Origin of the sequence: Phocaeicola paurosaccharolyticus JCM 15092 (assembly GCF_000613805.1) — a bacterium.
GTDB classification, from domain to species: Bacteria; Bacteroidota; Bacteroidia; order Bacteroidales; family Bacteroidaceae; genus Phocaeicola; species Phocaeicola paurosaccharolyticus.
On record NZ_BAJR01000013.1, the window covers coordinates 38761 to 65273 of the forward strand.

Consider the following 26513-nt stretch of genomic DNA (forward strand, 5'->3'; position numbering starts at 1 on the left):
CTATAACCATTTTAATTATTATTCAGAAGCACCTCTTTTACTGCATTATTGAAAACTTTTTTACTCGTTGCACCAATAATAGCCTGTGGTTGTCCCTCCATAGGAATGAACAGTATAGTAGGCAGTGACTGTATTCCCATAGCTCTTGCAAGCTCTTTCTGTTGATCTGTATCTATTTTATAGACATAGATTTCTCCATTATAATCCTCTGCTAAAGATTTCATTATAGGCGAAACCATCTTGCATGGTACACACCAAGTGGCATAAAAATCAATAATGGCAGGTTTATTACCATTATATTTCCACCCATCTTTATCATTTTTATAATCGAATACTTTATCAATAAACATCTGATTATCCATCTGTATTACCGATGTCTCGTTGTTCTTTGCCTCTTTGTTATTGCTCTGTTGGCCATATGATAGAAGTGCAAATAGAGAAAGAAAAAGCGAAAGTGTTGTTACTCTTTTCATATCTGTTTAGTTATTCGTATTGAGATAATAAGTTGCTTAACTCTTTGGCTTGCATCACTCCGCTCTGTCTCCATAGAAGACTTCCATTCTTGAAAATCATCAATGTGGGAACTGCTTGAATTTGATATTCATTTGCAATCTGATTTTGAGCGTCAACATCTATTTTTACTATTCGCACACTATCTCCTTTTATTTTCTTCACCTCTTCAAGGATAGGTATCATCATTTTACAAGGGCCACACCATGTTGCATAGAAGTCAACAAGAACAGGTATGGGAGATTTTATTAGTTCATTAAATTTTTCCATATCATCTGTGTTTAATTATAAAATAACATTGCTAATAGTCTGATTATTTGGTGTGAATATACGAAAATAAAAAAAGCCACTCTACATTTAAGTAGAATGGCTTAATATTTTAATTATAATTATATTATTTTTTTGCTGATGTAGTATATCTGGCATTAAGTCCATCTATAATCTCGTTTGTGATATTGTATGCAGGATTAGCATATAACAGATTATCGAATCCACTGTTGCTGATAATCAAATCATAACCTTTGTCTTTGTTGTATACCTTAAGGAAAGAGTTGATAGAGTCGCGTAGCTGAAGGCTGTTCTTCTGGTTCTCTGCGGCAAGTTCGTCGCTTAATTTCTGCTGAAGAGCCTGTAGCTCCTGCTGTTTCTTATAAAGACGCATCTGTTCCTGTTCTGCACGTTCGCGAGAAGCAAAGCCATTGTTTTCTAATTTACGTTGGAATTCTTTAGCATCAACATCTAGAGCTTTTGCTCTTTCGTTCAGAGTAGTACGGATGTTCTCCTCTTTCTGAATCATCAACTCATTAAGGTCATTCCAAAAATTATATTTTGTCAAAAGAGAATCTATTTCAACATAAGCAATTTTCATATTTGTAGAGCCCTGTACTCCGGAATTAACAGTCGGTTTATTAGCCTCTTTGTTTCCTTTATCGCTGCATTGTGCAAACGTAAGTCCGATAGCAAGGACTAAGCATCCTTTGAGGACGATACTTGTTTTTTTCATAATCTTATCCACGTATAGTTTTTATTAATATTATTTCTCTTATTCTTATTTCTCAACTTCTTTAACAGCTTTACTGTTATTAACTCTTGCCTCTCTGTCCTGAGATTGTATGCAGTGAATTCCCTTTTTTCTAAGAAATTTATTGCCACTGACATGTGTGTTGGGGAATTTACCTTTTATAATAATTCCGACTGATAATAAAGCAATGCAAATTGCAACAATTAACACTGTTATAAATATAGTATCAACCATTTCTATTAAATTTGTACTGCAAATATATGTTTTTGAACTGATTTCCCTTTCTCTTTTCAAATAAAAAAGAGTAACAAGGTGATTAATGATATTAATTTAACGATTTTTTACACATAAGACGATTATTGCTTTTAAAAAAGTACATCTATGGATATAAATGATTTAAAACCTGCTTCACTTTTTCACTATTTTGGTGAGGTATGTAAGGTTCCTAGACCTTCAAAACATGAAGAGAAAATAAGAAAATTCCTTATAGAATTTGCCCGTGAACATAGCCTGGAGGCAAAAGAGGACGAAATAGGCAACATCCTTATTAAGAAAAATGCTTATCCTGGAATGGAAGATCGCGAGACTGTGATTCTTCAATCGCATATGGATATGGTATGTGAGAAGAATAGTGATGTTACTCATGATTTTCTTGTAGACCCTATAGAAACTTATGTTGATGGAGAGTGGTTGAAGGCAAAAGGAACGACTCTTGGTGCCGATAATGGTATTGGTATTGCATCTGAATTAGCAGTACTTGCTGATGACTCTATAAAGCACGGACCTTTAGAGTGTCTTTTCACTGTTGACGAGGAGACAGGACTTACCGGCGCTTTTGCTTTGAAAGAGGGATTCATGGATGGTGACATCCTTATAAACCTCGATTCAGAGGATGAAGGAGAGATGTTCATCGGTTGTGCCGGCGGTGCTAACTCAACTGCAGAGTTTGCATATAATGAGGTAGATATTCCTAAGAACTATTTCTTCTTTAGTGTTGCTATAAAGGGACTTGTTGGTGGACACTCTGGTGATGATATCAATAAGAACAGAGCAAATGCAAACAAGTTGCTGAACAGATATCTCTCTTTGCTCGACTCTAAATATGATCTCTATATTTGCAATATTGATGGTGGTAACCTTCATAATGCAATTCCTCGTGAGGCCAGTGCTCTTTGTGCTGTAGAGATGAAAGATAAGGAGAATGTAAGAGTAGATTTGAACATATTCCTTGCAGAAGTAGAGGATGAGTTCTCTGTAACTGAACCAAATATTAGAATGGAATTATCTTCAGAGAACCCTGTTGATAAGGCTATTGACAGAGAGACAACAAAGAATTTATTAAAGTCGGTATATGCTGTATTCAATGGTGTTTTTGCTATGAGTCAGGATATTCCTAATTTTGTTGAGACATCCTCAAACCTTGCTTCAATTAAGCAGAAGGATGGTAAGATAGTTATTGTAACAAGCCAGAGAAGCTCTATTCTATCTGCCAGAAAGAATGTATCAAAGGTGGTCAGATCGGCTTTCGAACTTGGTGGTGCTAAAGTATGTACAGCTGAGGGATATCCTGGATGGAAACCTAATGCAGATTCAGAGGTGCTTAAGGTTGCGGTAGATAGTTACAAACGTCTCTTTGGTGAAGAGCCGAAGGTAAAAGCTATCCATGCAGGACTGGAGTGTGGACTATTCCTTGAAAAATATCCAAGATTGGATATGGTATCATTTGGACCAACTTTGAGAGGTGTTCACTCGCCAGATGAGAGAATGCTTATTCCTACTGTAGAAAAATTCTGGAATCACCTTTTGGATGTTCTTGCTAATATTCCTGTAAAAAAATAAATATGAAAAAAAGATATCTTGCCATTGCTCTTCTTTTCTCTGCGCTAGCATTGAATGCTGCCGAGCCATTTAGAATAATGTTCTATAATGTTGAAAATCTCTTTGATTGCCAGCATGACACTCTGAAGAACGATAACGAGTTTCTTCCTACTTCAGTAATGAAATGGGACGAAGCAAAATACAATGACAAACTTTCTAAAATATCGAAGGTTATTATCGCTACTTCAAACAAGAATGTACCTGACCTGGTAGGTCTTTGTGAGGTGGAGAATGATAATTGCCTTACCGATCTTACAAAACATTCACCTCTTCGTGAGGCCGGATATAAGTATTTGATGACTGAGTCGCCCGACCAAAGAGGTATTGATGTTGCTCTGCTTTATCAGAGAGCTACATTCAGACCTATTTCAAAGGATTGTATAAGAATACCAAATAAGGAGATAGATAGAAATCCTACAAGAGACATACTTCATGTAACAGGACAGATAGCCTCAGGCGACAGTCTGGATGTATTTGTATGTCATATGCCATCAAGATCAGGAGGTGAGGAGCAGAGCGAACCATACAGACTCTTTACCGCACAGATTCTTAAGCTATATGCAGACTCAGTAATGTCAGTACGCAAGAATCCTAATGTTATTATCATGGGCGATTTCAATGACTATCCTACAAATAACTCCATAGCAAAAGTACTTGGTGCTACAGCTCCTTCGGAAAAAATAAGGTTGAGACTAGAAAACTTTACAACCTTATGGATGGAAGATCAGATGGTACATATAGGTATAAGGGAGAGTGGAATATACTCGATCAGATGATTGTTTCGGGCAATCTGCTTAATGGAGGGAATAATGTTTCTACATCATATGATAAAGCTCAAATATTAAAATATCCATTTCTTCTGGAAGAGGATGACAGATATGGAGGTGATACACCATCCAGAACATACTGGGGCAACAGATTTCACGGCGGTTACAGTGACCACCTTCCAATCGCTCTTGATCTTATGATTAATAATTAGAAATTGCTGTCCCTGTCATTCATGATGATAGGGACTGTTGTTTAATATGGAGAATGCTCTGTATAGTTGTTCAACAAAGATAAGCCTTATCATCTGATGCGAAAAGGTCATCTTCGAGAGAGAAATCTTTTCACTTGCTATGTCGTAAATCCTCTGTGAGAATCCATAAGGCCCACCAATAATAAATACTGCGCGCTTATTTACAACATTCATCTTTTTCTCTATCCATTGTGAGAATTCAATGGAGCGGAACTCTTTTCCATGTTCATCCAACAGTACAACAGTGTCGCCTGGTTGAACAGCTTTCAGAATCAAATCAGCCTCTTTCTCTTTCTGCACCTCATTACTAAGACTTTTAGTGTTTTTCAACTCCGGAATAACCTCCATATCAAAAGAGGTGTAATGTTTCAATCTGCCTATGTAATCTTCAATCAGTGATATATAGTTACTGTCGACGGTACGTCCTACTACTAAAAGTGTAAATCTCATCTGTGCTATAATTATTTTTGCAAAAATAGAGAAAATCTCTACCTTTGCTCATTAATTTATTGAAAATAGATATTAAAATGGATAGTACTGTTGTTAAAGATTTGATAGACAGACTTATAGATTTGTCGTTTGCAGAAGATATAGGTGATGGCGACCATACAACTCTTTCTTGTATTCCGGCCGATGCCATGGGTAAGTCAAAACTTCTTATAAAAGAAGAGGGAATATTGGCTGGTATAGAGATCGCGAAGGAGGTTTTCGGACGCTTTGATCCAACAATGAAGGTTGAGGTGTTTATCAACGACGGTGCTCATGTAAAACCGGGTGATGTTGCAATGGTTGTTGAAGGTAAAATTCAGTCTTTGCTTCAGACAGAGCGTCTTATGCTTAATATAATGCAGAGAATGAGTGGTATTGCAACTATGACAAACAAATATGTCAAGAAGTTGGAAGGAACAAAAACACATGTACTAGATACTCGTAAGACCACTCCCGGAATGCGTATTCTTGAGAAGATGGCTGTTAATATCGGTGGTGGTGTAAACCATAGAATAGGTCTTTTCGATATGATTCTTCTTAAAGATAACCATGTTGATTTTGCCGGTGGCATAGATAAGGCTATCCTTCGTGCTAAAGAGTATTGTAAGGCAAAGGGTAAGGATCTTAAGATTGAAATTGAGGTACGTAACTTTGATGAACTTCAGCAGGTGCTTGATCTTGGTGGTGTAGACAGAATCATGCTCGACAATTTCTCAACAGAGAATACAAAGAAGGCAGTCGACATCATTGGCGGTCGTTATGAGACTGAGTCATCAGGAGGTATCACTTATGATACATTAAGAGATTATGCTGAGTGCGGTGTGGATTTCATTTCAGTTGGAGCACTTACTCATTCTGTTAAAGGTCTTGATATGAGCTTTAAAGCTTGTTGATAATATTAAATAACTTACATAATCGTCATTGTTGTATTTTACATCAATGACGATTTTTTTATCTTTATGCCAACTTAATTAATACTATCGAATTAATTGTTTTATATGCTTAGCGGCTATAAAATATAAACATTGAAATAAACTGTGATGAAAAGATTCATATTGTCATCGGCAATGCTTCTTGCCTGTTCTGCATTTTATGCTCAACAGGTTTACACTTTGGATGAGCCTTCTGAGCGAGATAAGATTGTCGAAGGAGCTCTGAAGATGGGAGGCAAATCTCCTTCCGGAGGTAGTATCTCTGTAAATAACTACTATATGAGTATTGACGGTGTGCCGTCTATCCCTGTGATGGGAGAATTTCATTATTCGCGCTATCCTGTTGCACAATGGGAAGAGGAGATAATGAAGATAAAGGCTGGAGGTGTAAATGTTATACCTAGTTATATATTCTGGTCACTTCATGAACAGAAAGAGGGCGAATTCAGCTGGAGCGGAAATAGAGATCTCAGACATTTCATAGAGCTGTGCAGGAAACATGATATGTATGTTATCGTTCGTATTGGCCCTTTCGGACATGGAGAGATCAGAAATGGCGGAATACCCGACTGGATATTTGCCAAACCTTTGGAGATAAGGTGTAACAACTCTTTGTATCTATCGTATGTCAGGAAATTCTATAAGCAGATAGCAAGACAGCTCGAAGGACTCTACTACAAAGATGGTGGCCCTATCATTGGATGCCAGATAGAGAATGAACTGCAACATTCGGCTGCTCCTTGGGGAATAAATTACCCGAGTGAGCCAAAAGATATGACAGTAGCAACTATGGATGTAGCTACAACAAAGATTGGAGTTAGTGTCCAGGATAAGAGAAGTTTGCATCAGAAAGAGGGAGAGGAGCATATGCTTACCCTCAAGTACATGGCGGAGGAAGAGGGAATAGTTACCCCTCTGTATACTGCTACAGGTTGGGGAAATGCAGCTGTCATAGGTAATGAGCACTTCCTGTAACGGCGGCTTATACTTATCCTTTCTGGGCGGAACCTAAGATGTCGCCATTCTGCTTGTTCAAAGATATTCGCAGAAATCCCGATTATGCCCCTGTGCGTTATGATGTAAATGCATTCCCCTCTTTTTGCGCAGAGATGGGAGTGGGCATACAGATGATATACAGCAGAAGACCTATTGTCTCCGGAAAAGCGGCAGAGGCTCTTATGGTACGAACATTAGGTTCCGGAAGTAATGGAATAGGTTATTATATGTACCATGGAGGATCCACTCCTTTGCGTAGTGACAGCATAGGCTCTTACAATGACGAACCAATGGGTATGCCAAAGATTTCATACGACTTTCAGGCACCTATTGGTGAATTCGGACTGGAGCATGAGAGTTACCGTTATCTTCGTCTTCTGCACACTTTCCTTGATGATTTTGGTTCCCAACTGGCTCCTATGCAGAGTGTACTTCCAAAAGATTATGATAAGATTGTGCCATCCGACCGCGAGACTTTGCGCTATGCTGCCCGTATGAGCGATGGATCAGGTTTTCTCTTTATGGTCAACTTCCAGGATCATGATGAGCAGAGACATGACCAGTCTTCACTTCAGATTAAACTCAACCTCTTGGGTGAGTCTATAACAATACCGTCATCAGGCAGTTTTACCCTTCCTAAAGATGAGAGCCTTATACTGCCATTCAACTTTAAGTTGTATGATGCCACACTGAAGTATGCCACAGCACAGCTTCTTATGAAGATTGATGACAGAGGTGTGGACCATTATTTCTTCTTTGCTCCCGATGGAGCCGATGCAGAGTATCTCTTCTCAGGCATAAAGGGTAAGAATCTTATACTACCAAAAATTGGTGTCGACGGTACCTTCACTGTTACTACGAAAGCTGGAAAGAAGATAAAGATAACAACTCTTACCCGCAGCCAAGCACTAAATTCATGCAAGGTAAATGGTAAGATACTTATCACTGATGCCACAGTATTGCCATCAACAGAAGGTGTCAGCCTGCTCTCACTTGGAAAAAACAGCGTTGACTATATACTATATCCATCCAAATACTCATTCAAGATGCAGAGAGCCGAAGTGAAGGCTGTATCTCCACAATTCTCATGGCAGATGGTAGGGGGAAGAAGAATGACTATTCATTTTAACGATTCCATTAAGACCCCTCAGGTCAATGAGTATTTCTTGAAAGTAGATTACAGAGCTGATGTAGCCATGGCTTTTATTAATGGTATATTAGCTCAGGATGAGTTCTATCATGGCGCTCCTTGGATGATTGGTCTGAAACGTTATCGTGAGAAGATGAGCAGAGAAGATATGGTGTTCTATTTCCGTCCATTAACGAGTAAAGCCCCTTATCTTAAAGATCTGCCAAAGGATAAAATACCCGATTTTTCAAAAGTCAGTACTCGAGGTGAACGATGTAGCTATCATTCCTCAGTATAAGATAGATTTAGGGAAAATATAATATAATAAATAAGCTACACATTTCGGCAGATTATAAATACTGCCTAATGTGTAGCTTATTAACATAGATATATTCTTCTCTCTTATTCTTTATCTTTTAGTGCTTCGAAAATTAGAGCTTCAAGTTCTTCTGCAAGTTCAGGATTATCTTTCATAACCTGTTTAGATGCATCGCGTCCTTGACCTATTTTGGTATCATTATAGCTGTACCATGAACCGCTCTTCTTTATTACTCCAAGTTCAGCACCAAGGTCTATAATCTCTCCGGATTTGGATATACCCTCGCCAAACATTATATCGAATTCAGCTTTTCTGAAAGGAGGAGCCACTTTGTTCTTAACCACTTTAACTCTCACCTGATTACCAATAACCTCATCACCATCTTTAAGCTGAGAGACACGGCGTATGTCCAGACGAACTGAAGCGTAGAACTTAAGTGCGTTACCACCGGTAGTTGTTTCAGGGTTACCGAACATAACACCAATCTTCTCGCGGAGCTGATTGATGAATATACATGTAGTATTGGTCTTGTTGATAGCTGAAGTAAGTTTTCTAAGAGCTTGTGACATCAGTCTTGCTTGAAGACCTACCTTGTTTTCGCCCATCTCTCCTTCGATTTCAGCCTTAGGAGTCAGAGCAGCAACAGAGTCGATAACAATTATATCGATAGCCGAAGAACGGATAAGTTGCTCTGTAATTTCAAGAGCCTGCTCACCATTATCTGGTTGAGATATGATAAGCTCATCAACATTCACTCCAAGTTTAGCAGCATAGAAGCGGTCGAAAGCATGCTCAGCATCAATGAATGCAGCTATGCCACCATTTTTTTGAGCCTCTGCAATAGCATGTATTGCAAGAGTAGTTTTACCTGATGACTCAGGGCCATATATTTCAACGATTCTTCCTTTTGGATAACCACCCACACCAAGAGCCGCGTTAAGTGCAATAGAACCAGATGGTATAACCTCAACTTCCTGAATATTCTCAGAACCGAGTTTCATAATAGAACCTTTTCCAAAGTTTTTCTCTATTTTGTCCATTGCAGCCTGCAGTGCTTTCAGTTTCTCGCTGTTGCTTGAACCTGAACTGGCAAAATCCAATTCTTCGTTTTCTTTTTTAGCCATTTTAATTTTGATTTATAGAATTTGTTTGGCATGATCGCTTGTCTTTATCTCTTTAGGTGAGATAATTCTCTCGACTATACCATCCTCATTAATGATAAATGTGGTTCTGAAAGTACCCATATATTTTCTTCCGTACATACTTTTCTCACCCCATACTCCAAACTCTTCAACGAGTTTCTTGTCAGTGTCGGCAATTAGATTGAATGGAAGTCCGTTCTTAGAGATAAATTTCTGGTGAGACGTAGCATCATCAACGCTTACTCCAAGAACTTCGTATCCAGCTTTTCTAAGCTCACTGTAGTTGTCACGAAGATTGCAAGCCTCGGCTGTGCAACCTGAAGTGCTGTCCTTAGGATAAAAATAGAGGACAAGTTTCTTTCCTTTGAAATCACTTGCTTTAATCTCTTTTCCATTTTCATCGAGTCCCAATATTCCGGGAATTCTATCTCCTACGTTCATAATTTATTTTATTAAAAGATTACAGTTCAAGATCTTTATCATGTTCTTCATGCCACGGTAAGCCCTGTTTGTTGAGTTGTTCCATAAATGGATCTGGATTGAATTCCTCAACATTCCATACACCCGGACGTTTCCATAAGCCCTTCATGAACATCATAGCCCCGATCATTGCAGGAACACCTGTTGTGTAGCTTACACCCTGCATACCTGTTTCAACAAAAGCTTCATGATGACTGCAGTTGTTGTATACATAGTATGTACGCTCTTTGCCATCTTTCTTACCTCTTATTCTACAACCTATAGATGTCTCACCTTCATAGTTCTCGCCAAGATCCTGAGGATTAGGAAGAACAGCTTTAAGGAACTGAAGTGGAACAATCTCCATGCCGTTGTAATTGATAGGCTTAATGCTTGCCATACCGATATTCTCAATAACACGCAGGTGAGTAAGATACTCCTGACCGAATGTCATCCAGAATCTGGCACGTTTGATTGTTGGGAAGTTCTTTACAAGAGACTCCAACTCTTCATGATAAAGCAGATATGAATCGCGAGGACCTATGTTTGGATATGTAAGGTCTTTATGAATTTCAAGAGGTTTTGTAGTTACCCAATCTCCTTCATGAAAGTAACGTCCGTTCTGAGTAATCTCACGGATGTTGATTTCAGGATTGAAGTTTGTAGCGAATGCCTTGTGGTGGTTACCTGCATTGCAGTCAACTATATCAAGATACTCTATTTCGTCGAAATGGTGCTTTGCTGCATATGCAGTGAAGATACCACTCACTCCCGGGTCAAATCCGCATCCAAGAATAGCAGTAAGTCCTGCCTCTTCGAAACGCTTTTTGTAAGCCCACTGCCAACTATATTCAAAATGAGCAACATCTTTAGGCTCATAGTTAGCTGTATCAAGATAATTAACTCCTGCCTTAAGACAAGCCTCCATAATAGTAAGGTCTTGATAAGGAAGAGCGACATTAATAACGATTTCAGGTTTGAAACTGTTGAATAGCTCTACAAGTTCATCTACATTATCTGCATCAACTTGTGCAGTCTTTATAGTAGTATCACCTATTGCCTTTACAATAGCATCACATTTTGATTTTGTTCGGCTTGCTATCATGACATCAGTAAATACATCACGATTTTTAGCTACTTTATGTGCAACGACAGTTCCTACACCGCCCGCACCGATAATTAATACTTTCCCCATTTGCTATTTAAAATTAAAAGAACAAGTAGTACGGCCAATATGCCGTTTAGTATACAAAGATAACAAAATATTTATTCGATGTAACTTGTGCACAATTTTCTGTTTTACGTATGGTTGTTTTTAGATTAATAATGATCTAATAATAATTAGACTTGTGAGGCTTTTTGGGAGGTTAAACAGGGTATGTCGTCATATTTCCACTTTTTTCAACTTAATTATGTCATATTTTTCGAGCCATTTTGGCAGTCTAAGGTGATAAAATATTTTTTGGCACAACCTTTGTTCCTGATGAAGTGTGATTGATTGACAGGTCAAACAAGACAGATGAGTCAATCATAAATTAATGTTTTAATAAAGAATAAATATAAAGAATATACAATTATGGGAAAAATTATTGGAATTGACTTAGGAACTACAAACTCATGCGTTTCTGTATTTGAAGGAAACGAACCTGTAGTAATTACAAATAGTGAAGGTAAACGTACAACACCTTCTGTTGTGGCATTTATTGATGGTGGAGAACGTAAGGTTGGTGATCCTGCAAAACGTCAGGCTATCACAAACCCTAAACGTACAGTTTTCTCAATCAAACGTTTCATGGGTGAGAACTGGGACCAGGTTCAGAAAGAGATTGCACGTGTACCTTACCATGTAGCTAAGGGTGAAAACAACACTCCACGTGTTGATATCGACGGACGTTTGTACACTCCTCAGGAAATTTCAGCTATGATACTTCAGAAGATGAAGAAGACTGCTGAGGATTATCTTGGTCAGGAAGTTACAGAGGCTGTCATCACAGTACCTGCATATTTCTCGGACTCTCAGCGTCAGGCTACAAAAGAGGCTGGTCAGATTGCCGGTCTTGAGGTTAAGCGTATTGTAAACGAGCCAACTGCCGCAGCACTTGCTTACGGTCTTGATAAGGCTCATAAAGATATGAAGATTGCTGTATTCGACCTTGGTGGTGGTACATTCGATATCTCTATCCTTGAATTTGGTGGTGGTGTATTCGAAGTTCTTTCTACTAACGGTGATACACACCTTGGTGGTGATGACTTTGACCAGGTAATCATTGAATGGTTGGTTGAAGAGTTCAAGAAAGATACAGGTGCAGATCTTAAAAAAGATCCAATGGCAATGCAACGTTTAAAAGAGGCTGCAGAAAAGGCAAAGATAGAGTTGTCGTCTTCTACAACAACAGAGATCAACCTTCCTTATATCATGCCTGTTGACGGACGTCCTGAACACTTGGTTAAGAGTTTGAGTCGTGCTAAATTCGAATCATTGGCTCACAGCTTGATTCAGGCTTGTCTTGAACCATGTAAGAAGGCTATGAATGATGCAGGTCTTTCTAACGCAGATATCGATGAAGTAATCCTTGTAGGTGGTTCTTCACGTATACCATCAGTTCAGAAACTTGTTGAAGATTTCTTTGGTAAAGTTCCATCTAAGGGTGTAAATCCTGATGAGGTTGTAGCAGTAGGTGCAGCAGTACAGGGTGCTGTTCTTACAGATGAGATTAAGGGTGTTGTTCTTCTTGACGTTACTCCATTGTCAATGGGTATCGAGACTATGGGTGGTGTGATGACTAAGCTTATTGATGCAAATACAACTATTCCATGTAAGAAGAGCGAAGTATTCTCTACTGCAGCCGACAACCAGACAGAAGTTACAATACATGTTCTTCAAGGTGAGCGTCCAATGGCATCACAGAACAAGTCTATCGGTCAGTTCAACTTGACAGGTATTGCTCCTGCTCGTCGTGGAGTTCCTCAGATTGAAGTAACATTCGATATCGATGCTAACGGTATCTTGAAGGTATCTGCAAAAGATAAGGCAACAGGAAAAGAACAGGCAATCCGTATTGAAGCATCTTCCGGCTTGAGCAAAGAGGAGATTGATAAGATGAAAGCTGAGGCTGAAGCTAATGCAGAGGCAGATAAGAAAGAGCGTGAGAAAGTTGACAAGTTAAATCAGGCTGACTCAATGATATTCCAGACAGAAAATCAGTTGAAAGAGTTGGGTGATAAGCTGCCAGCCGATAAGAAGGCTCCAATTGAAGCAGCTCTTCAGAAACTTAAAGATGCTCACAAGGCTCAGGATATTGCAGCAATCGATGCAGCTATGGCAGAGGTTAACACTGCATTCCAGGCAGCAAGCGCTGATATGTATGCTCAGTCAGGTGCTCAAGGCCAGCAGGCTGGTCCAGGTGCAGGAGAGCAGCAACAGCAGCAACAAGGTTCTGCAAACAATGGTGAAGATATTCAGGATGCAGACTTTGAAGAAGTGAAATAAGTTTGATAAACAAACAATAATTAAATATAATAATCCCGTGTAATACAATAAATTACACGGGATTTATTTTTTATTAGAATCAATTGTTTTTGATTTGTTTCCGGATGCTTGTCGTATATTTGTTTCAAATCGTTGACTTGACAAAATAGTCGGTGAAGTAAAACAAAATATTTCTAAGTATTTAAATAGCAATAAATATGGCAAAGGCAAAATATGAAATGCGAAGGAAATGTCCTATTTGTAATTCTGTTTTTCAAATTCGTTCAATCGATTCTGTGTATTGTTCAAAGCAATGCTCTGACATAGCATATAAACGTAAGAAAGACTGTTTGATTCATGAATAGAAAATGGCATCAGAAAAAGTAAGTAGTTCTCCATTATATATGATTCTACGGAAGTCACTGATTACTTGTTCTGTGTAGAATGAATTCTCCAAATCAATGGATGACCAAAGTGTGGACACAATAATATCCGTATATGCAATGGATACAATGCCGTTGTAATAACTATGAATATTCTTTCTAATCTCAAGACTATAGCCCTCTTTTAGCGTAGCTATGTCATCGTATTTATAGAACTCGTGATTGCCCATACAGACAATCACTTGCTGATAGTTATCTGATGCCCAGTCCCAAAACAGATGTTTGGAATAGTTGTCACCGCCGAGATAACCTATATCTCCTGCCAAGACCAATATGTCACCAGAAACCTCTAGAGGATGTTCTTTAAGATATCGCCAGTTCTCAGCAAATTCTAAATGAAGGTCTGATGCGATTTGTATCTTCATACCCAGTACTATTTAATGATGAATGCATCTCTGAGTATCTCTAGATAGCCACGAATAACATTCGAATTACGTTCCAGTGCTGCCTCTAACAATTGAGGTTCGCTTTCAAGTAACTCTTCTATTCTATGAATATATGCCAAAATGCATTCGTGTATCTTCGAAGAAACATGTGTAGGTGAATCAAACGCAGTAGTGGCAACGAGTTTCAATACATCGTTTCTGTGCTTTTTGATATCTTTCGTATTAACAGTTCTGCCTTTAGCTTTTTCTTCAATCAAATTGAGAAAAGCCTTTGCTTTGAGGCAAATAAGTGCAATAGAAGATGCAAAACGTAATCCATTATTTATAAAACTGTTTTGAATGGTTATGTTGTAATAATCTTCGTCCATCATAATGGCTGATAGACTAGAAACATCTTCACCTGTAGGTATTGGTTCTATATGGAAGCCCGATGGTTCTCCTAGAAGATCAGAATGTCTTGATAATAATTCAATTTTTATTGGAAAATCCTCTTTCCCATCATCAAAACGATAGAGTTCATATACTGGAGTTTTGTCTTCACCACGTTTTCGCTTACCATTCCTGTATTCGCCATCTTTGATGAACTTCCAAAACGCTTGTGCAAATTCGGTACTCATATTCTCAACTACCAATATCATATCAATATCGTCTGTGGCACGAGGACGCATTAATGTGCCGCTGAGTATGGCATCACAGGCTGTACCTCCAATAATCACATAATTATCTGCGTAGACTTCAAAAGCCTCTTTAAATTTTTCTATTCCTCTTACCATAATGATTTAATCATTGTTTCTAATTCTTTTTGTACTCTTGGGTCGTGATCGTATTTAAGTGTCAGATACAGTGATAACTTATCTACGATATTTCCGATATATAGGATGGGTGGATATTTCCAAACTTCGATTCTAGTTAAGCCTTCCACTTTATTAAGACGTAAATCTGTATTATCTCGTATTTTATTGAAATCTTTATCGTAGAATACAACTGTTCTCTGGTAGTCAGGATTAAGGTGTGAATAAGCCGATAAAGCATCAATTCCCCCTAATGTAGCTTCATTGATATTATCATCTGCATACCATATAGCCTTTATAGGGTTTTGCATAAGTGGTTCTGTCTTTTTCCATAGTTCCTGATTGGGTAATGAAAAGGAAATTTCCTTTATGCCAGAATCCAGTGTGTTTACGTCCACCAATTGCATAGCTTCTAATTGTCTGACAGCTCTACTGATTGCAAGATAATTATAAGGTATCTTGTTAGATAAATCGCTGAGTGTAGCATTTTGTATTTGTTCCTTTTGAAGATGGTATAACAGCAAGTATTGACTGGCTGGTTGCATACGGTCTTTTGATATTTCTACACTATCTTTAGCGTTGATAAGCAAAAAAGGGAGAAAAACATATTTTCCACTTACAACAAAGAATACTCCACGTTCAATAAGTCTGTTTCTTTCATAGGTTGCCAGACTATTAAATAAGAATACACAAGGTTTTTTTAATACAGAAGCGAGTTGCTCTGCTAACTTCTTATATTGTAATGGGGCAAGTTTTCTTTCATCTTTAGATTGGAGCAATACAAATTCATTACCTTGAAATAGCACGTCATAGAATGTATATCCTAATAAGGCATCGGTAAAAACTCCTTTTAGTTCAGAACGCTCCATTAGTCTTGTCTGAAGCATCATTCCTGCAATCACTATATTTTCCATACTGCTAATATTTGATATTATCAATAATTTTGCTCTATTATCATAGCTAATGATAATGATGCAAAAATAGTGATAATACTTGAGTGCTAGTCTTCTCTTGGCAAAAATATTTTCATATAAAAGGCAAAAATATTTTGGAAAGTGAGGGCAGCCTTAAAAATGTATTTAGTTTTGTTATGATACAATCTAATACTAGCCGAGGTTATATTTATGGATGTTTGTTTTTTGTTTGGCTTTAATGTGTATAAAACATAATCAAAAGGTTAACGCGTACTTGTAATTGATTAATATTCAGTTGTGATTAGATTTGAAGAAGAGGTGAATTATTTTTAGTAAATCGATATATCTCTATTGATTATTCTCGATATTAGGCTTATATCTGCTACATATTTGCGACGCAATTTAAATAGCGAGACGGAATTTACAACTCTATTATAGACAAATCAAAACCTAAATGAGTACACAATATGTAGTATGCCATCTACAACGTCTAAGTGGTAATGATGCAGGAATGTCATGCCACATAGAAATAAAAACAGCAGATTTTTTGCTTTATTTAATAAAGGTGATTTAGCTAAAGCCAAGAGTTCAATATCAGAGAAAGATAAGGAAATAGTATTACTCAAAAATATAATAGCAGAACTGCAAAAAGAGAAAGATATGCTATGCCAACAACATAGACAGGATGTATCAAAACTTCATAATGGCTATAAGCAAGAGATAACGAAAGCCATTAAGGAATTAGAAAAGCTGAGAGGTACAATTGAAAGTAAAGATGCTCAGATAGCAAAGCAGAATCAACAGATAGATAGACTTGATAGAAAAGCAAATCCGCATAGATATAATTTATTATCAGGAGCAATATTGACAAATCTATTTGTGCCAAACTATTTGCATCCATCTCTTCATATCTGGACAAAGGTAGGAGAGGAGGAATATGAAGCAATAAAATATGATATAGATTACCAAACAGCCAAAGCGCATAGCAATGGAGAGATTACCGACCATGAATTTGTGAATGCTATATTTGAACCTTGGGAGCAGGTGAATGAGGTGCAAGCTCAGATGTTAGGAGCAGCTTTTACACTTGCATGTGGTGGACCCGCACAAGCTCATGTTGGAACTGGAGGAGGCGGTTCACAATCGGATATGCCATGGGGAGAGAAAGATAAAAGACGTAAGGATGGCATGAGACGTTAGCTGTCTATTTTTTAGCAATCAAAGGGTATACTTTAAAAGTATGCCCTTGCTGTACTTGATAGATGAACTATGGATTCATTATACATAAGTCTCTGAAATACAAGGGGGCTTCTGATTAAGGGACCCATACCTTGAGATTTGTGATTATCAAGTTTAGGGGGTGAACGATTTGTGCACCCCTTTTTTTTGAGCCTTTATAAGGGAGTGATTTCAAATCACCACCTTTTTTTTACTAAATTGTCATTTGCAAAAACCATTCCATTGAGATGGAATGGTGAAAAAATCAAATTTATAAAATTAAAGAAATATATTATATTATACGCTATATAGATAATATTGTTGTATATTGCATTTAAATAATGATAACATGACTAAAAAACTCAATAGAATAAAAGTAGTTCTTGTCGAAAAAGGTGTATCTCAGACAGAATTAGCTGAAGTGATAGGTAAAAGCTTTAGTACAATTAATGCTTATTGTGCTAACAGACAGCAACCATCTTTGGAGGTATTGGCAGATATTGCAAAGTTCCTTTCGGTTGGTATTAAGGATTTGATTACTGATGAATATTAAAGAGAATAGTATTTTTGATAATTAAAGAGAGAATAAAACATGAGCAGTAGTTTTATAACAAATAAAGATAAGTTCCTTTCGGATATTATAAACGGTATTCTTCCTAAAACTGACGCTGTTGATATATTAGTAGGCTACTTCTATTATTCCGGATATGTTGAGCTATCAGAAAATCTTATAAACAAGAATATAAGAATACTTGTCGGACTTGATGTTGACTTACAGATAACTAAACATATTCGTGAAGTTGAGAATTTTAGGCAAGCATTACCGTCGCGTAGTAATATTAAAGAAGAGTACTACAAGCAATTTGTAAAAATATTCAATGACACCGATTTCTTGGACACAGTAGATAAACTGGAACAGTTCAAGATATTCTATTCAAAGATTGTAGATGGCACATTGGAAATAAGAAAAACTCTTGAGCCATGCCATTCCAAAATGTATCTGTTTGCATATAATGATATGATGAATGAGGGAGGTGAATTGCCTGGTGTAGTGATTACAGGTTCCAGTAACCTTTCCTATCAAGGGCTTACAGGTCGTTTGGAATTGAATGCTCGTTTTGATGGAAAGCCTGATTATGAAGAAGGTGCTAAAATATTCCAAGAACTATGGGATAGTTCTGTTGTGATTGCCAACAAAGATAATGTTGATGAATGGAATAATAAGGTGATGTCTAGAATTTGGTATGATCAAATCTACTCTCCATATCTGATGTTTATCCGAGTACTCAAGGAATATTTTTCTATTCCAACTAAGGAGAATCTGCTTACTCCTTACGATATAACAGATGGCAAGTATTCTAATTTGAAATATCAGACAGATGCCGTACAAATGGCTTTGAATGCCTTGGATAATCATAATGGTGCAATTGTTGCCGATGTGGTTGGTTTAGGTAAGAGTATTGTTGCTTCTGCTATTGCTCGTAATTTAAAATTGCGAACCATAGTTATTTGCCCTCCTCACTTATATAAACAATGGGAAGGCTATCGTGATGAATTTGGCTTTACAGCATCTGTGTATAGTGCAGGAAAGATAGAGAATGCACTATTACATTTTGAGGAATTGAGAAAGGATGATGAACAATTTTTGATTATCATTGATGAAGCTCACCGTTTTAGAAATGAATATACACAAGATTATGCGCTGCTGCATAACCTTTGTTCAGGTAATAAAGTGTTACTACTCACTGCAACGCCATTCAATAATCAACCAGCCGATATCTATTCTTTGGTTAAATTGTTTCAGATTCCGTCACGTTCAACACTAAAGACCGTAGAAAACCTTGGTGCTGCATTTAAGGATTTAATTGATAAGTATCGTGATTTGCGTGAGTCACAAAGAAAAGGAGAAGCATCTGATGAAGATGTTAAGGTAGAGGTAGCACAAATTTCAAAGAATATACGTTCAATAATCAGTCCATTGGTTGTGAGACGTTCCCGGTTGGATTTACAAGAGATAGACGAATATTCAGATGATTTAGAACAGCAAAAGATACAATTGGTTATTCCTAATGATCCTGAAGAATTGACCTATGACCTTAGTGAATTAAAAGATTTATATCTTTCTACACTCGATCGTATCAGTAAATCAGAGAATAGTGATGCCGATATATATAGATTCAAGGCAGCACGTTATTCCCCTGCTCTTTATGTACAAGACGAAAAGAAGGAAAAGTTAGCGAAAGAATTGGAAGAGAAAACAGGCATAAAGTTCGGACTTTTGATTGGACGACAGGCAAACGTGGCAAGTTTCATGCGCCATCTTTTGGTCGGACGTTTTGAAAGTTCTGTTGCAGCTTTTCAATCATCTTTAGGATATATGATTCAATCTTCAGAACACATGCTGAGATGGGTGGATAAACGTCACAAGATACCTATTTATAAAAAAGGTAATCTACCTGATGTGAGCGATTTCTACGATACTTCTGATGATGATTGGGAAGAGATTCAAGAAACCTTTGATAAATATGAATCAAAAGGATTTTTTGAAATTGATATGAAGTACATAAAAGATGACTTTGTGGCTGATGTAAAATCGGATATACAATTGCTGAAGAATCTACGTGAACAATGGTTTGGGGTAGATAACAAGATACAGTTTGACCCTAAATTGGACTCTTTCATTAAAATAGTACGTGAGAGAATGAAAACCGACCCTAAGCGCAAACTCATTGTGTTCTCTGAATATGCCGATACAGCCGATTATTTGGGAAAGGCTCTGAAAAAAGCAGGATTGCCTGTAATGAAATATACATCAGCCGATGCATCCCAAACAAACAAAGATATTATTAGAGCTAATTTTGATGCAGGTTTAAAGACATCATTGCAGCAAGATGACTACCATATTCTTGTTGCAACGGATGCTATTTCAGAAGGTTATAACCTCCACCGTGCAGGTGCAATCTTTAATTATGACATACCTTATAACCCAACACGAGTAATCCAACGTATAGGGCGTATTAATCGTATCAATAAGAAGGTGTTCGATGAATTGTACATTTACAATTACTTCCCTACTGATGTGGGAGAAAAAGACACACGCAAAAAGGAAATATCCACTCTTAAAATGGCAATGATACATGCCATTATGGGAGAAGATACAAAAGCACTTACTAAAGAAGAAGAGGTTCAAGCATACTTTAAAGAGCGCTATCGTAAGGAATTTGCTAAGAGCGAGGAGACTTCTTGGGACACACCTTATCGGAAACTTCTTAATGAGCTGAAAGGTACAGAGGCTTATGAAAAGGCTCTTGATCTGCCTCATCGTGCCCGAACTGCCAGAAATATAGATAAGCCTAAACAAGGTATCTTAATGTTTGGTAAGAAAGGTAATGATTTTGTTTTCAAAATAGGTAGCAAGACCATTGAACCTGTTATGATTCCTGCTGAAGAAGCCTTGTCGCTATTCTCTGCTGATGCTAAAGAAATACCTGTAGATTTAAGTAAGGATTTTGATACGACTTACCAAAAAGTAAAAGCTTCACTATTTAGTAATGATGTGAAAGATCGTAATGAAAAAGATATTCTGAATGCTGTGAGTAAAATAAAGATACTCCAAAAAGGCAAACTTCTATCCTCCGATTATTTGTTCGACTTAATGTCGGTAGTAAAAGCGGATGCACTATCCGGTTATGAGATACGTTTCATCAATCAGTTAGCAATAAAGGATATAGATAAGTTGCCAAAGAAAATCTCAGCCGAATATATAGCACGTATCATTATTACTCAAAACAAAGTAGATGATAGTGAAGAGACCCTAATATTAAGTGAAGAACTACAAAAGTAAAATAGAACATGGAATTCAACAAAGCATACAATCGTCAGGAGTTTATGAAGTTCCTGCAAGGTCGTTTTCTCCCAAATGATTTTCTTCCAACGGAGGAACAAGTTACATTAAGCAAACAGATGAATTATACAACCGAGGCTGTTAAACTAGGTTCGTCTGAAGCCCTCGATTTGGTGGTTTATGAGATAAAGCACACATCTCATCATGATGCGCGTGTGTCGCTTTCTAAAGATGCATTCCGTCTACTCAATGAGGAAGTGGAAGACCGTGCACTTATAATCTTTGTACCAGAAGATAATAATGACAATTATCGTTTTTCGTTTATCGAGATTACTCTTGATATGGTAGAGGAAGGTGGTAATCGGATTTCAAAAGGATACAGTAATCCTCATCGATATAGTTATTATCTCGGTGAAGGAATTTCTTACTATACCCCAAATAAGTATCTGAATAAAAAGGAACGTGTTGTCGATGATGATGATTTACATAGCCGTTTCTCTGTTGAAGTACTTACTAAAGAATTCTATAATGAATTGAGTGACTGGTATGCATGGGCTATAAAAATCATACGCTTCCCAAATGACATAAACGATGATACAGATGATGCGAAATATAACAACGAGGGAGCAATACGTTTAATAACTCGTCTTATCTTTGTGTGGTTCTTGAAGCAACGACATCTGATACCTGAAGAGTTTTTTGATGAAACAATCATCTCTCAACAGTTATTAAAGGATTTCAATCCACATAAGACTGAGGGTGTTTTCGAACAGAAGCTAATGGATAGCAAATATTATCCGGCTATACTTCAGAACTTGTTCTTTGCAATGTTGAATAGCCCCATTACGGCTGAAGGTAGTTCTGAACTTTCTGAACGTCACTTCCGTAATGGACGTGGAGATTTCGACAACAATAAGTTAATGCGTTATGAGGACTATTTTATTAATCCGCAATTGTTTGTAGAGTTAGCAAATAAGACTGTACCTTTCCTCAATGGCGGATTGTTTGACTGTTTGGACGATAAAGATAAAAAGATGTATTATGATGGCTTTAGTGATACCGAAAAATCTCGAAAAGCTCTTGTTGTTCCAGACTTTCTTTTCTTTGGTGAAGAAGCTGGTACGGATATCGACCTTTCGGAATGGTATGGAGATAAAAATAAGAAGAAGGTATCTGCACGAGGTATTATTGACATTCTAAAACGATATAATTTTACAGTTGAAGAGAATACACCATTTGATAAAGAAGTATCTCTTGACCCTGAATTGTTGGGTAAGGTTTTTGAGAACCTATTGGCATCATTCAATCCGGAAACTCAAACAACAGCCCGTAAACAGACAGGTTCATTCTATACACCTCGTGAGATTGTACAATATATGGTTGATGAAAGTCTTGTGGCGCATCTAAAAAGGACTGTTGGAGGGGAACTAGAATCGAAGTTTCGACAACTAATTCAATATACCGATGAACAAGTAAAGTTTACAGACGAGCAGCGAATGCAAATTATGCAGTCACTATACGATTGTAAAATTCTCGACCCTGCTTGTGGTTCCGGTGCTTTCCCTATGGGTATGCTTCAGCAGATGGTTCATATTCTTGGACGTATCGACCCTGATAATGTTCAATGGAAAGAAATGATGATGAATCAAGCCATTGATGAGACTACTGAGGCATTTAAGAATGCAACAAAAGAAGAACGACAAGAACAGATTGCTGATATAGAACGCAGTTTGATGAGGGTGTGAATCGCTCAGACTATGCACGTAAGCTGTACTTGATTGAGAATTGTATTTATGGTGTAGATATTCAGCCTATAGCCATTCAGATTAGCAAACTCCGTTTCTTTATTTCATTGGTTGTTGACCAAAACACGAATAATGACCCTACCGATAATTTTGGTATTCGTCCATTGCCTAATCTTGAAGCGAAGTTTGTGGCAGCAAATACATTGATAGGACTTAACAAAAAAGATGCTTCGTTATTTGATAAAGATACTATTAATGCTAAAGAGAATGAATTAAAATCGGCCAAGCATAAGATTTTTAGCGCAAAGACTGTTCGCACCAAGCGGAAATGGCGTGATAGAGTTAATAAATTGCGACAAGAAATTGCCGATATGCTAAAAGATTGTGGTGCTGTAGGTAATGCAGAAGCACAACAACTGGCTGGTTGGGATATGTTTAATCAAAATGACTCTTCTCCTTTTTTCGATTCTGAATGGATGTTTGGGGTAAAAGATGGTTTTGATATTGTGATTGGAAATCCACCGTATGTTCTTTTGCAGAATACTAATATACCCCAAGGGGTAAAAGATTTATTACTATCTTCATATAATGTAGCTCAATATAAGGTGGATTTATATCATCTTTTTTATGAAAAAGGTTTGGAGATGCTTAAGAATGGTGGAGTCCTTGATTACATTACGCCTATAGCATTTTTGAAAAACACATATAATAACAAGTTGAGACAGAAACTTATTTCTGAATCTTCAATTCTAATTATTATTAGATTTTTCATTCCTGTATTTGACGCTTCTGTAGATAATATCATTTTCATCTGTAGAAAGGAAAAAACAATAAATAACGTTGTAAGATACATAGATATTAAAAATAATATTAGTGAGATAATAGATAAAAGGCAGTACAATCATTATAATCAAGAACTTGCAAAAAGCTCCAGATTACAGTTTAGCATTGGACGTAGATACAGATAATAATATATTATTAAAAATAGAAAAAACTTTCGTTTAAACGATTTTACTAAATCCTATTTTGGAATTCAAACCTTTGACAGAAGTGTATTTGTGTCTAATACAAAACTTGATAACAATTATGTACCAGTCATAGACGGATCTAATATAAAGCCATATGTACTTGTACCACATACAGAATATGTTAAATTTATACCAGAGGCTATTAAAAGTGGAGGTAATTCCAATGTGTATTGTTGTGATAGAATAGTAGTTCGTCAAATAGGTATATATCCAGAAGGATGTATATGTCCATCAGGCTTATATACTCTTAATACGATTTATAATTTGTATTTATGGAATGATAAACTCAGCCTCGAATATCTTTTGGGCTTAATAAATAGCAAACTATTACATTATTATTGGATATTGACTTATAGTGATTCAAAAAAAACTTTTCCAAAGATTAAGAAAGTCCCTTTAGATTCTATGCCAATAGCCTATACTCAAGATAATAGGATAAAAAATAGAATAGTTTCGCTTGTTACAGATATTATTGATTTTAAACGTACTGCTCCAAATACAGATACATCATTAGAAGAACAAGAAATAGATTATCTTGTTTACAAACTTTATGGCCTAACTTACGATGAAGTAAAGATTGTAGATCCAAAAACGCAAATAACAAAAGAAGAATATGAGTAAACCTGCATCAGATAATACTATAAAACAGTTAGCGACTAATATGGGATGTGTTATAAATGATTGTTTCCCTAAATTGATAAACTGTATTAATGGGCTTTCTAAACTTGAAGAAATTCATCAATCAGATGGTGTAGAAAACAATAATTATTATGACTACAAGAATGTATTAGAAATGCATTCTTCTGTATTATATACAATAATTGAGGTCGCATGTTCTTTTCGTGCAGATTTTTATTCTAATATTACAATTGAAAAAAGGGTTAACCTAAAGTATATTGTTTATATTACATCAGAATTCTTTAAATCATATCTTAACTTAAATAAGAAAAATGAAAGCCTATGGAATAGTGTTTCAGAACATATATCGGCACTAAATATTGTTTCTATAAATAGCGACATAACCAAAGTGAACGAAAATATATCTCGATACAAGAAGTTATATTATGATAAAGATAAAGGAAACCGAGATATTACTGTTCACTATGATTTTGATTTATGTAAGTTGTATGATTATCTTGTGAATATAAGCGAGGGAAATGAAGCACAACGTTTATGCGATTTCATGGCAATAGTACAACCATTACATAATATACTAAGTTTTTATTCATCAGTAATAGTAAAACAAGTTCAAGTGGAGAACACTTCAACTTTATCAGATTCCTTATTTGACAAAACTTTGTCTGATAATTTGAGAGAGAAACTATATCCTTTGTTAGGTGATTCATTGCAACATTTTGCATACTGTTTAGATAAGAATATGCATACCTATTCTATAGTTGAGAAACTGCCTGATAACATTAAAAAAACATTGGGTAATTCTGGCTTAGAACGAATAATAGCTATACGAGACTATACTAAAACTGCCATATTACTGCATTATATATATATAGATTTAGGAACTACAATCAGAGGATATTTGCAATCGGAAACCTATATAGAGAAACGATGGATTTTAATAAGAATCAACGTCATTATCTATGAGGGATGGAAAAAGATATATAAACAACAACCTAATGGAGATAAGTCGTTATGGGAACAATTCATTTACGCTCCTCTTATTTTAATTGAAGACGAAGCAATTAAAGAGGAAATAACAACAGTAAACTTTTTGCTTGATGCATATAAAGAAAATAAGCAAATGGAAGAAATACGTCATAAATACATTCATTTGCGAGAGCATAAGAAAAATAATCTTCCCGACTTATTTAATGAAATATTAAAGCTTAATTCATATAAGGAGTTAAATAAATCTCTTGATTTTCTAAAGTTATTATCACGTATTATTAAGTTAAATATTAAAAGTATGCAGATTGCAGTTGAAGAAGAAAATAATATCAATAGAAAAAAGTTACAGCATCCGTTTAATCTTATTAAATCTAAAATTTTAGAGTCGAATATGCCAGAGGATAAAAAGACAGAATTGCTAAATACCATTGAAGATGGAGAGAGTAAAATAATGAGTATATTTGAATAAGCACACTTGTATAATGAGCAGATTAGATAAACTTTACGATACAATGGCAAATCTCAAAGAACTGGGACTTACCATTAATGAAGACCTTGTGAAAGAAGTGAATGAGCTTGAGGAAGAACTTATAAAAAAAGAGATTCTTCCTATTCTGACCAAAAACATAGAACCGGCATTACAGCCAGTTCAGCGTGAGCTAGTATTAGTCGTTGACTATATTCCAGGACAACCAATAAGCGTTCACTTAAGCCGTAAACGCAATTTTACAGCTGATATGCCTGATGCAAAAGAAATTGTAGTTGATCCTGAGGTTACACATCATCAACGAGATAATCATAATGAAAATGATGATAAAATACTGCGTGGTCCGGCTAGAGATATGACTGTATTCTTCCCTGATGGAACTATTATAGCAGAAAAGAAAGCTGTAGATACGCTTTATAAAGTTGTTAAAAAGATTGGTGTAGCTGAAGTTCGTAGGGTAGTTGAAGAAAAGAACTTGAAATTCTGTAAGGTCCCGGTTATTTCCAATCGCAGGGATGAAAAATATGGAAGAAGCCAAAAAGACTTAGGCGATGGTTGGCTGTTAATCACTCATAGCAACAATCCAATGAAGAAGGAGTTTATAGAAAAGGTCTCAGAAGCTCTTCATTTAGGTATAAAGGTAACATTGAATGATAATGTGTAATTTTG

The 26513-nt window shown here is 36.5% G+C and carries 19 protein-coding genes and 3 pseudogenes; 11 read left to right on the forward strand and 11 right to left on the reverse strand.

What is annotated here, in order from left to right:
- Positions 1 to 11: 11 nt before the first annotated feature.
- The 4 genes from trxA (JCM15092_RS07230) to JCM15092_RS15310 form a co-directional block, all read right to left on the reverse strand.
- The gene (trxA, locus tag JCM15092_RS07230) at positions 12 to 473 is read right to left on the reverse strand and encodes a thioredoxin (RefSeq protein WP_024994081.1); all 462 of its coding nucleotides are present in this window, start codon (positions 471 to 473) and stop codon (positions 12 to 14) included.
- A gap of 10 nt (positions 474 to 483) precedes the next feature.
- On the reverse strand, positions 484 to 780 hold the full coding sequence (gene trxA, locus JCM15092_RS07235; protein ID WP_024994082.1) for a thioredoxin: 297 nt from the start codon (positions 778 to 780) through the stop codon (positions 484 to 486).
- Between the two features lie 124 nt (positions 781 to 904).
- The gene (locus JCM15092_RS07240) at positions 905 to 1513 is read right to left on the reverse strand and encodes an OmpH family outer membrane protein (protein WP_024994083.1); all 609 of its coding nucleotides are present in this window, start codon (positions 1511 to 1513) and stop codon (positions 905 to 907) included.
- 45 nt (positions 1514 to 1558) lie between these two features.
- Positions 1559 to 1765: a hypothetical protein gene (locus tag JCM15092_RS15310; RefSeq protein ID WP_034541712.1), complete on the reverse strand. Its 207-nt coding sequence runs from the start codon at positions 1763 to 1765 to the stop codon at positions 1559 to 1561.
- Between the two features lie 147 nt (positions 1766 to 1912).
- Here JCM15092_RS15310 and JCM15092_RS07250 point away from each other — a divergent pair, with 147 nt between their 5' ends.
- Both JCM15092_RS07250 and JCM15092_RS15315 read left to right on the forward strand, forming a co-directional pair.
- Positions 1913 to 3370 (forward strand): aminoacyl-histidine dipeptidase, encoded by a 1458-nt coding sequence (locus tag JCM15092_RS07250; RefSeq protein ID WP_024994084.1) that lies wholly within the window; start codon positions 1913 to 1915, stop codon positions 3368 to 3370.
- Positions 3371 to 3372: 2 nt separating this feature from the next.
- A pseudogene (locus JCM15092_RS15315) lies at positions 3373 to 4388 on the forward strand (endonuclease/exonuclease/phosphatase family protein).
- Between the two features lie 15 nt (positions 4389 to 4403).
- Here the strand turns inward: JCM15092_RS15315 and rlmH are convergent.
- Positions 4404 to 4877: a 23S rRNA (pseudouridine(1915)-N(3))-methyltransferase RlmH gene (gene rlmH, locus JCM15092_RS07260; RefSeq protein ID WP_024994085.1), complete on the reverse strand. Its 474-nt coding sequence runs from the start codon at positions 4875 to 4877 to the stop codon at positions 4404 to 4406.
- Positions 4878 to 4954: 77 nt separating this feature from the next.
- Between rlmH and nadC the strand changes: the two genes are divergently transcribed.
- Both nadC and JCM15092_RS15320 read left to right on the forward strand, forming a co-directional pair.
- The gene (gene nadC / locus JCM15092_RS07265) at positions 4955 to 5809 is read left to right on the forward strand and encodes a carboxylating nicotinate-nucleotide diphosphorylase (RefSeq protein ID WP_024994086.1); all 855 of its coding nucleotides are present in this window, start codon (positions 4955 to 4957) and stop codon (positions 5807 to 5809) included.
- Positions 5810 to 5956: 147 nt separating this feature from the next.
- Positions 5957 to 8293: pseudogene (locus JCM15092_RS15320) on the forward strand (beta-galactosidase).
- Between the two features lie 82 nt (positions 8294 to 8375).
- Here the strand turns inward: JCM15092_RS15320 and recA are convergent.
- Genes recA through JCM15092_RS07285 form a run of 3 tightly spaced genes read right to left on the reverse strand, consistent with a single transcriptional unit; the run spans position 8376 to position 11088 of the window.
- Entirely contained in the window at positions 8376 to 9416 is a 1041-nt protein-coding gene (gene recA / locus JCM15092_RS07275) for a recombinase RecA (RefSeq protein ID WP_024994087.1), read from the reverse strand.
- Between the two features lie 12 nt (positions 9417 to 9428).
- Positions 9429 to 9875, reverse strand: a complete 447-nt coding sequence (gene bcp, locus JCM15092_RS07280) for a thioredoxin-dependent thiol peroxidase (protein ID WP_024994088.1) — start codon at positions 9873 to 9875, stop codon at positions 9429 to 9431.
- A 19-nt stretch (positions 9876 to 9894) separates the two neighbouring features.
- Complete coding sequence (locus JCM15092_RS07285; RefSeq protein ID WP_024994089.1) at positions 9895 to 11088, reverse strand: saccharopine dehydrogenase family protein; 1194 nt, start codon at positions 11086 to 11088, stop codon at positions 9895 to 9897.
- A 381-nt stretch (positions 11089 to 11469) separates the two neighbouring features.
- On the opposite strand from JCM15092_RS07285, the gene dnaK reads away from it, so the two are divergent.
- Positions 11470 to 13383: a molecular chaperone DnaK gene (gene dnaK / locus JCM15092_RS07290; protein ID WP_024994090.1), complete on the forward strand. Its 1914-nt coding sequence runs from the start codon at positions 11470 to 11472 to the stop codon at positions 13381 to 13383.
- Between the two features lie 334 nt (positions 13384 to 13717).
- Here dnaK and JCM15092_RS07295 read toward each other — a convergent pair whose 3' ends face one another.
- The 3 genes from JCM15092_RS07295 to JCM15092_RS07305 are packed head-to-tail and all read right to left on the reverse strand — an operon-like array spanning position 13718 to position 15896.
- Complete coding sequence (locus JCM15092_RS07295; RefSeq protein WP_024994091.1) at positions 13718 to 14170, reverse strand: metallophosphoesterase; 453 nt, start codon at positions 14168 to 14170, stop codon at positions 13718 to 13720.
- 8 nt (positions 14171 to 14178) lie between these two features.
- Entirely contained in the window at positions 14179 to 14964 is a 786-nt protein-coding gene (locus JCM15092_RS07300) for a hypothetical protein (protein ID WP_024994092.1), read from the reverse strand.
- On the reverse strand, positions 14958 to 15896 hold the full coding sequence (locus tag JCM15092_RS07305) for a hypothetical protein (protein ID WP_024994093.1): 939 nt from the start codon (positions 15894 to 15896) through the stop codon (positions 14958 to 14960). Before JCM15092_RS07305 ends, JCM15092_RS07300 begins: the two co-directional genes overlap by 7 nt.
- 516 nt (positions 15897 to 16412) lie before the next feature.
- Between JCM15092_RS07305 and JCM15092_RS07310 the strand changes: the two genes are divergently transcribed.
- From JCM15092_RS07310 to JCM15092_RS07335, 6 genes and pseudogenes are all read left to right on the forward strand, one after another.
- The gene (locus JCM15092_RS07310; RefSeq protein WP_024994094.1) at positions 16413 to 17096 is read left to right on the forward strand and encodes a kinetochore Spc7 family protein; all 684 of its coding nucleotides are present in this window, start codon (positions 16413 to 16415) and stop codon (positions 17094 to 17096) included.
- A 367-nt stretch (positions 17097 to 17463) separates the two neighbouring features.
- Positions 17464 to 17667: a helix-turn-helix transcriptional regulator gene (locus tag JCM15092_RS15325; protein WP_034541715.1), complete on the forward strand. Its 204-nt coding sequence runs from the start codon at positions 17464 to 17466 to the stop codon at positions 17665 to 17667.
- A gap of 39 nt (positions 17668 to 17706) precedes the next feature.
- A complete protein-coding gene (locus tag JCM15092_RS07320) occupies positions 17707 to 20958 on the forward strand; it encodes a helicase-related protein (protein ID WP_024994095.1) in 3252 nt (1083 codons plus the stop codon).
- 8 nt (positions 20959 to 20966) lie between these two features.
- Positions 20967 to 24352: pseudogene (locus JCM15092_RS18000) on the forward strand (Eco57I restriction-modification methylase domain-containing protein).
- Positions 24345 to 25826 carry a hypothetical protein gene (locus JCM15092_RS07330; RefSeq protein WP_024994096.1) on the forward strand — a complete coding sequence of 494 codons (1482 nt, stop codon included), beginning with the start codon at positions 24345 to 24347 and terminating at the stop codon, positions 25824 to 25826. Before JCM15092_RS18000 ends, JCM15092_RS07330 begins: the two are co-directional and overlap by 8 nt.
- A gap of 13 nt (positions 25827 to 25839) precedes the next feature.
- Entirely contained in the window at positions 25840 to 26508 is a 669-nt protein-coding gene (locus tag JCM15092_RS07335; protein WP_024994097.1) for a hypothetical protein, read from the forward strand.
- Positions 26509 to 26513 lie beyond the last annotated feature (5 nt).

What these genes read in the sequence shown, in the direction of transcription:
- JCM15092_RS15325 (WP_034541715.1), top strand. Translation starts at nt 17,464, where the DNA reads ATGACTAAAAAACTCAATAGAATAAAAGTAGTTCTTGTCGAAAAAGGT.
- JCM15092_RS07320 (WP_024994095.1), top strand. Translation starts at nt 17,707, where the DNA reads ATGAGCAGTAGTTTTATAACAAATAAAGATAAGTTCCTTTCGGATATT.
- dnaK (WP_024994090.1), top strand. Translation starts at nt 11,470, where the DNA reads ATGGGAAAAATTATTGGAATTGACTTAGGAACTACAAACTCATGCGTT.
- JCM15092_RS07285 (WP_024994089.1), bottom strand. Translation starts at nt 11,088, where the DNA reads ATGGGGAAAGTATTAATTATCGGTGCGGGCGGTGTAGGAACTGTCGTT.
- JCM15092_RS07295 (WP_024994091.1), bottom strand. Translation starts at nt 14,170, where the DNA reads ATGAAGATACAAATCGCATCAGACCTTCATTTAGAATTTGCTGAGAAC.
- JCM15092_RS07335 (WP_024994097.1), top strand. Translation starts at nt 25,840, where the DNA reads ATGAGCAGATTAGATAAACTTTACGATACAATGGCAAATCTCAAAGAA.
- JCM15092_RS07240 (WP_024994083.1), bottom strand. Translation starts at nt 1,513, where the DNA reads ATGAAAAAAACAAGTATCGTCCTCAAAGGATGCTTAGTCCTTGCTATC.
- JCM15092_RS07330 (WP_024994096.1), top strand. Translation starts at nt 24,345, where the DNA reads ATGAGTAAACCTGCATCAGATAATACTATAAAACAGTTAGCGACTAAT.
- JCM15092_RS07300 (WP_024994092.1), bottom strand. Translation starts at nt 14,964, where the DNA reads ATGGTAAGAGGAATAGAAAAATTTAAAGAGGCTTTTGAAGTCTACGCA.
- JCM15092_RS07310 (WP_024994094.1), top strand. Translation starts at nt 16,413, where the DNA reads ATGCCACATAGAAATAAAAACAGCAGATTTTTTGCTTTATTTAATAAA.
- rlmH (WP_024994085.1), bottom strand. Translation starts at nt 4,877, where the DNA reads ATGAGATTTACACTTTTAGTAGTAGGACGTACCGTCGACAGTAACTAT.
- nadC (WP_024994086.1), top strand. Translation starts at nt 4,955, where the DNA reads ATGGATAGTACTGTTGTTAAAGATTTGATAGACAGACTTATAGATTTG.
- trxA (WP_024994081.1), bottom strand. Translation starts at nt 473, where the DNA reads ATGAAAAGAGTAACAACACTTTCGCTTTTTCTTTCTCTATTTGCACTT.
- JCM15092_RS07305 (WP_024994093.1), bottom strand. Translation starts at nt 15,896, where the DNA reads ATGGAAAATATAGTGATTGCAGGAATGATGCTTCAGACAAGACTAATG.
- trxA (WP_024994082.1), bottom strand. Translation starts at nt 780, where the DNA reads ATGGAAAAATTTAATGAACTAATAAAATCTCCCATACCTGTTCTTGTT.
- recA (WP_024994087.1), bottom strand. Translation starts at nt 9,416, where the DNA reads ATGGCTAAAAAAGAAAACGAAGAATTGGATTTTGCCAGTTCAGGTTCA.
- JCM15092_RS07250 (WP_024994084.1), top strand. Translation starts at nt 1,913, where the DNA reads ATGGATATAAATGATTTAAAACCTGCTTCACTTTTTCACTATTTTGGT.
- JCM15092_RS15310 (WP_034541712.1), bottom strand. Translation starts at nt 1,765, where the DNA reads ATGGTTGATACTATATTTATAACAGTGTTAATTGTTGCAATTTGCATT.
- bcp (WP_024994088.1), bottom strand. Translation starts at nt 9,875, where the DNA reads ATGAACGTAGGAGATAGAATTCCCGGAATATTGGGACTCGATGAAAAT.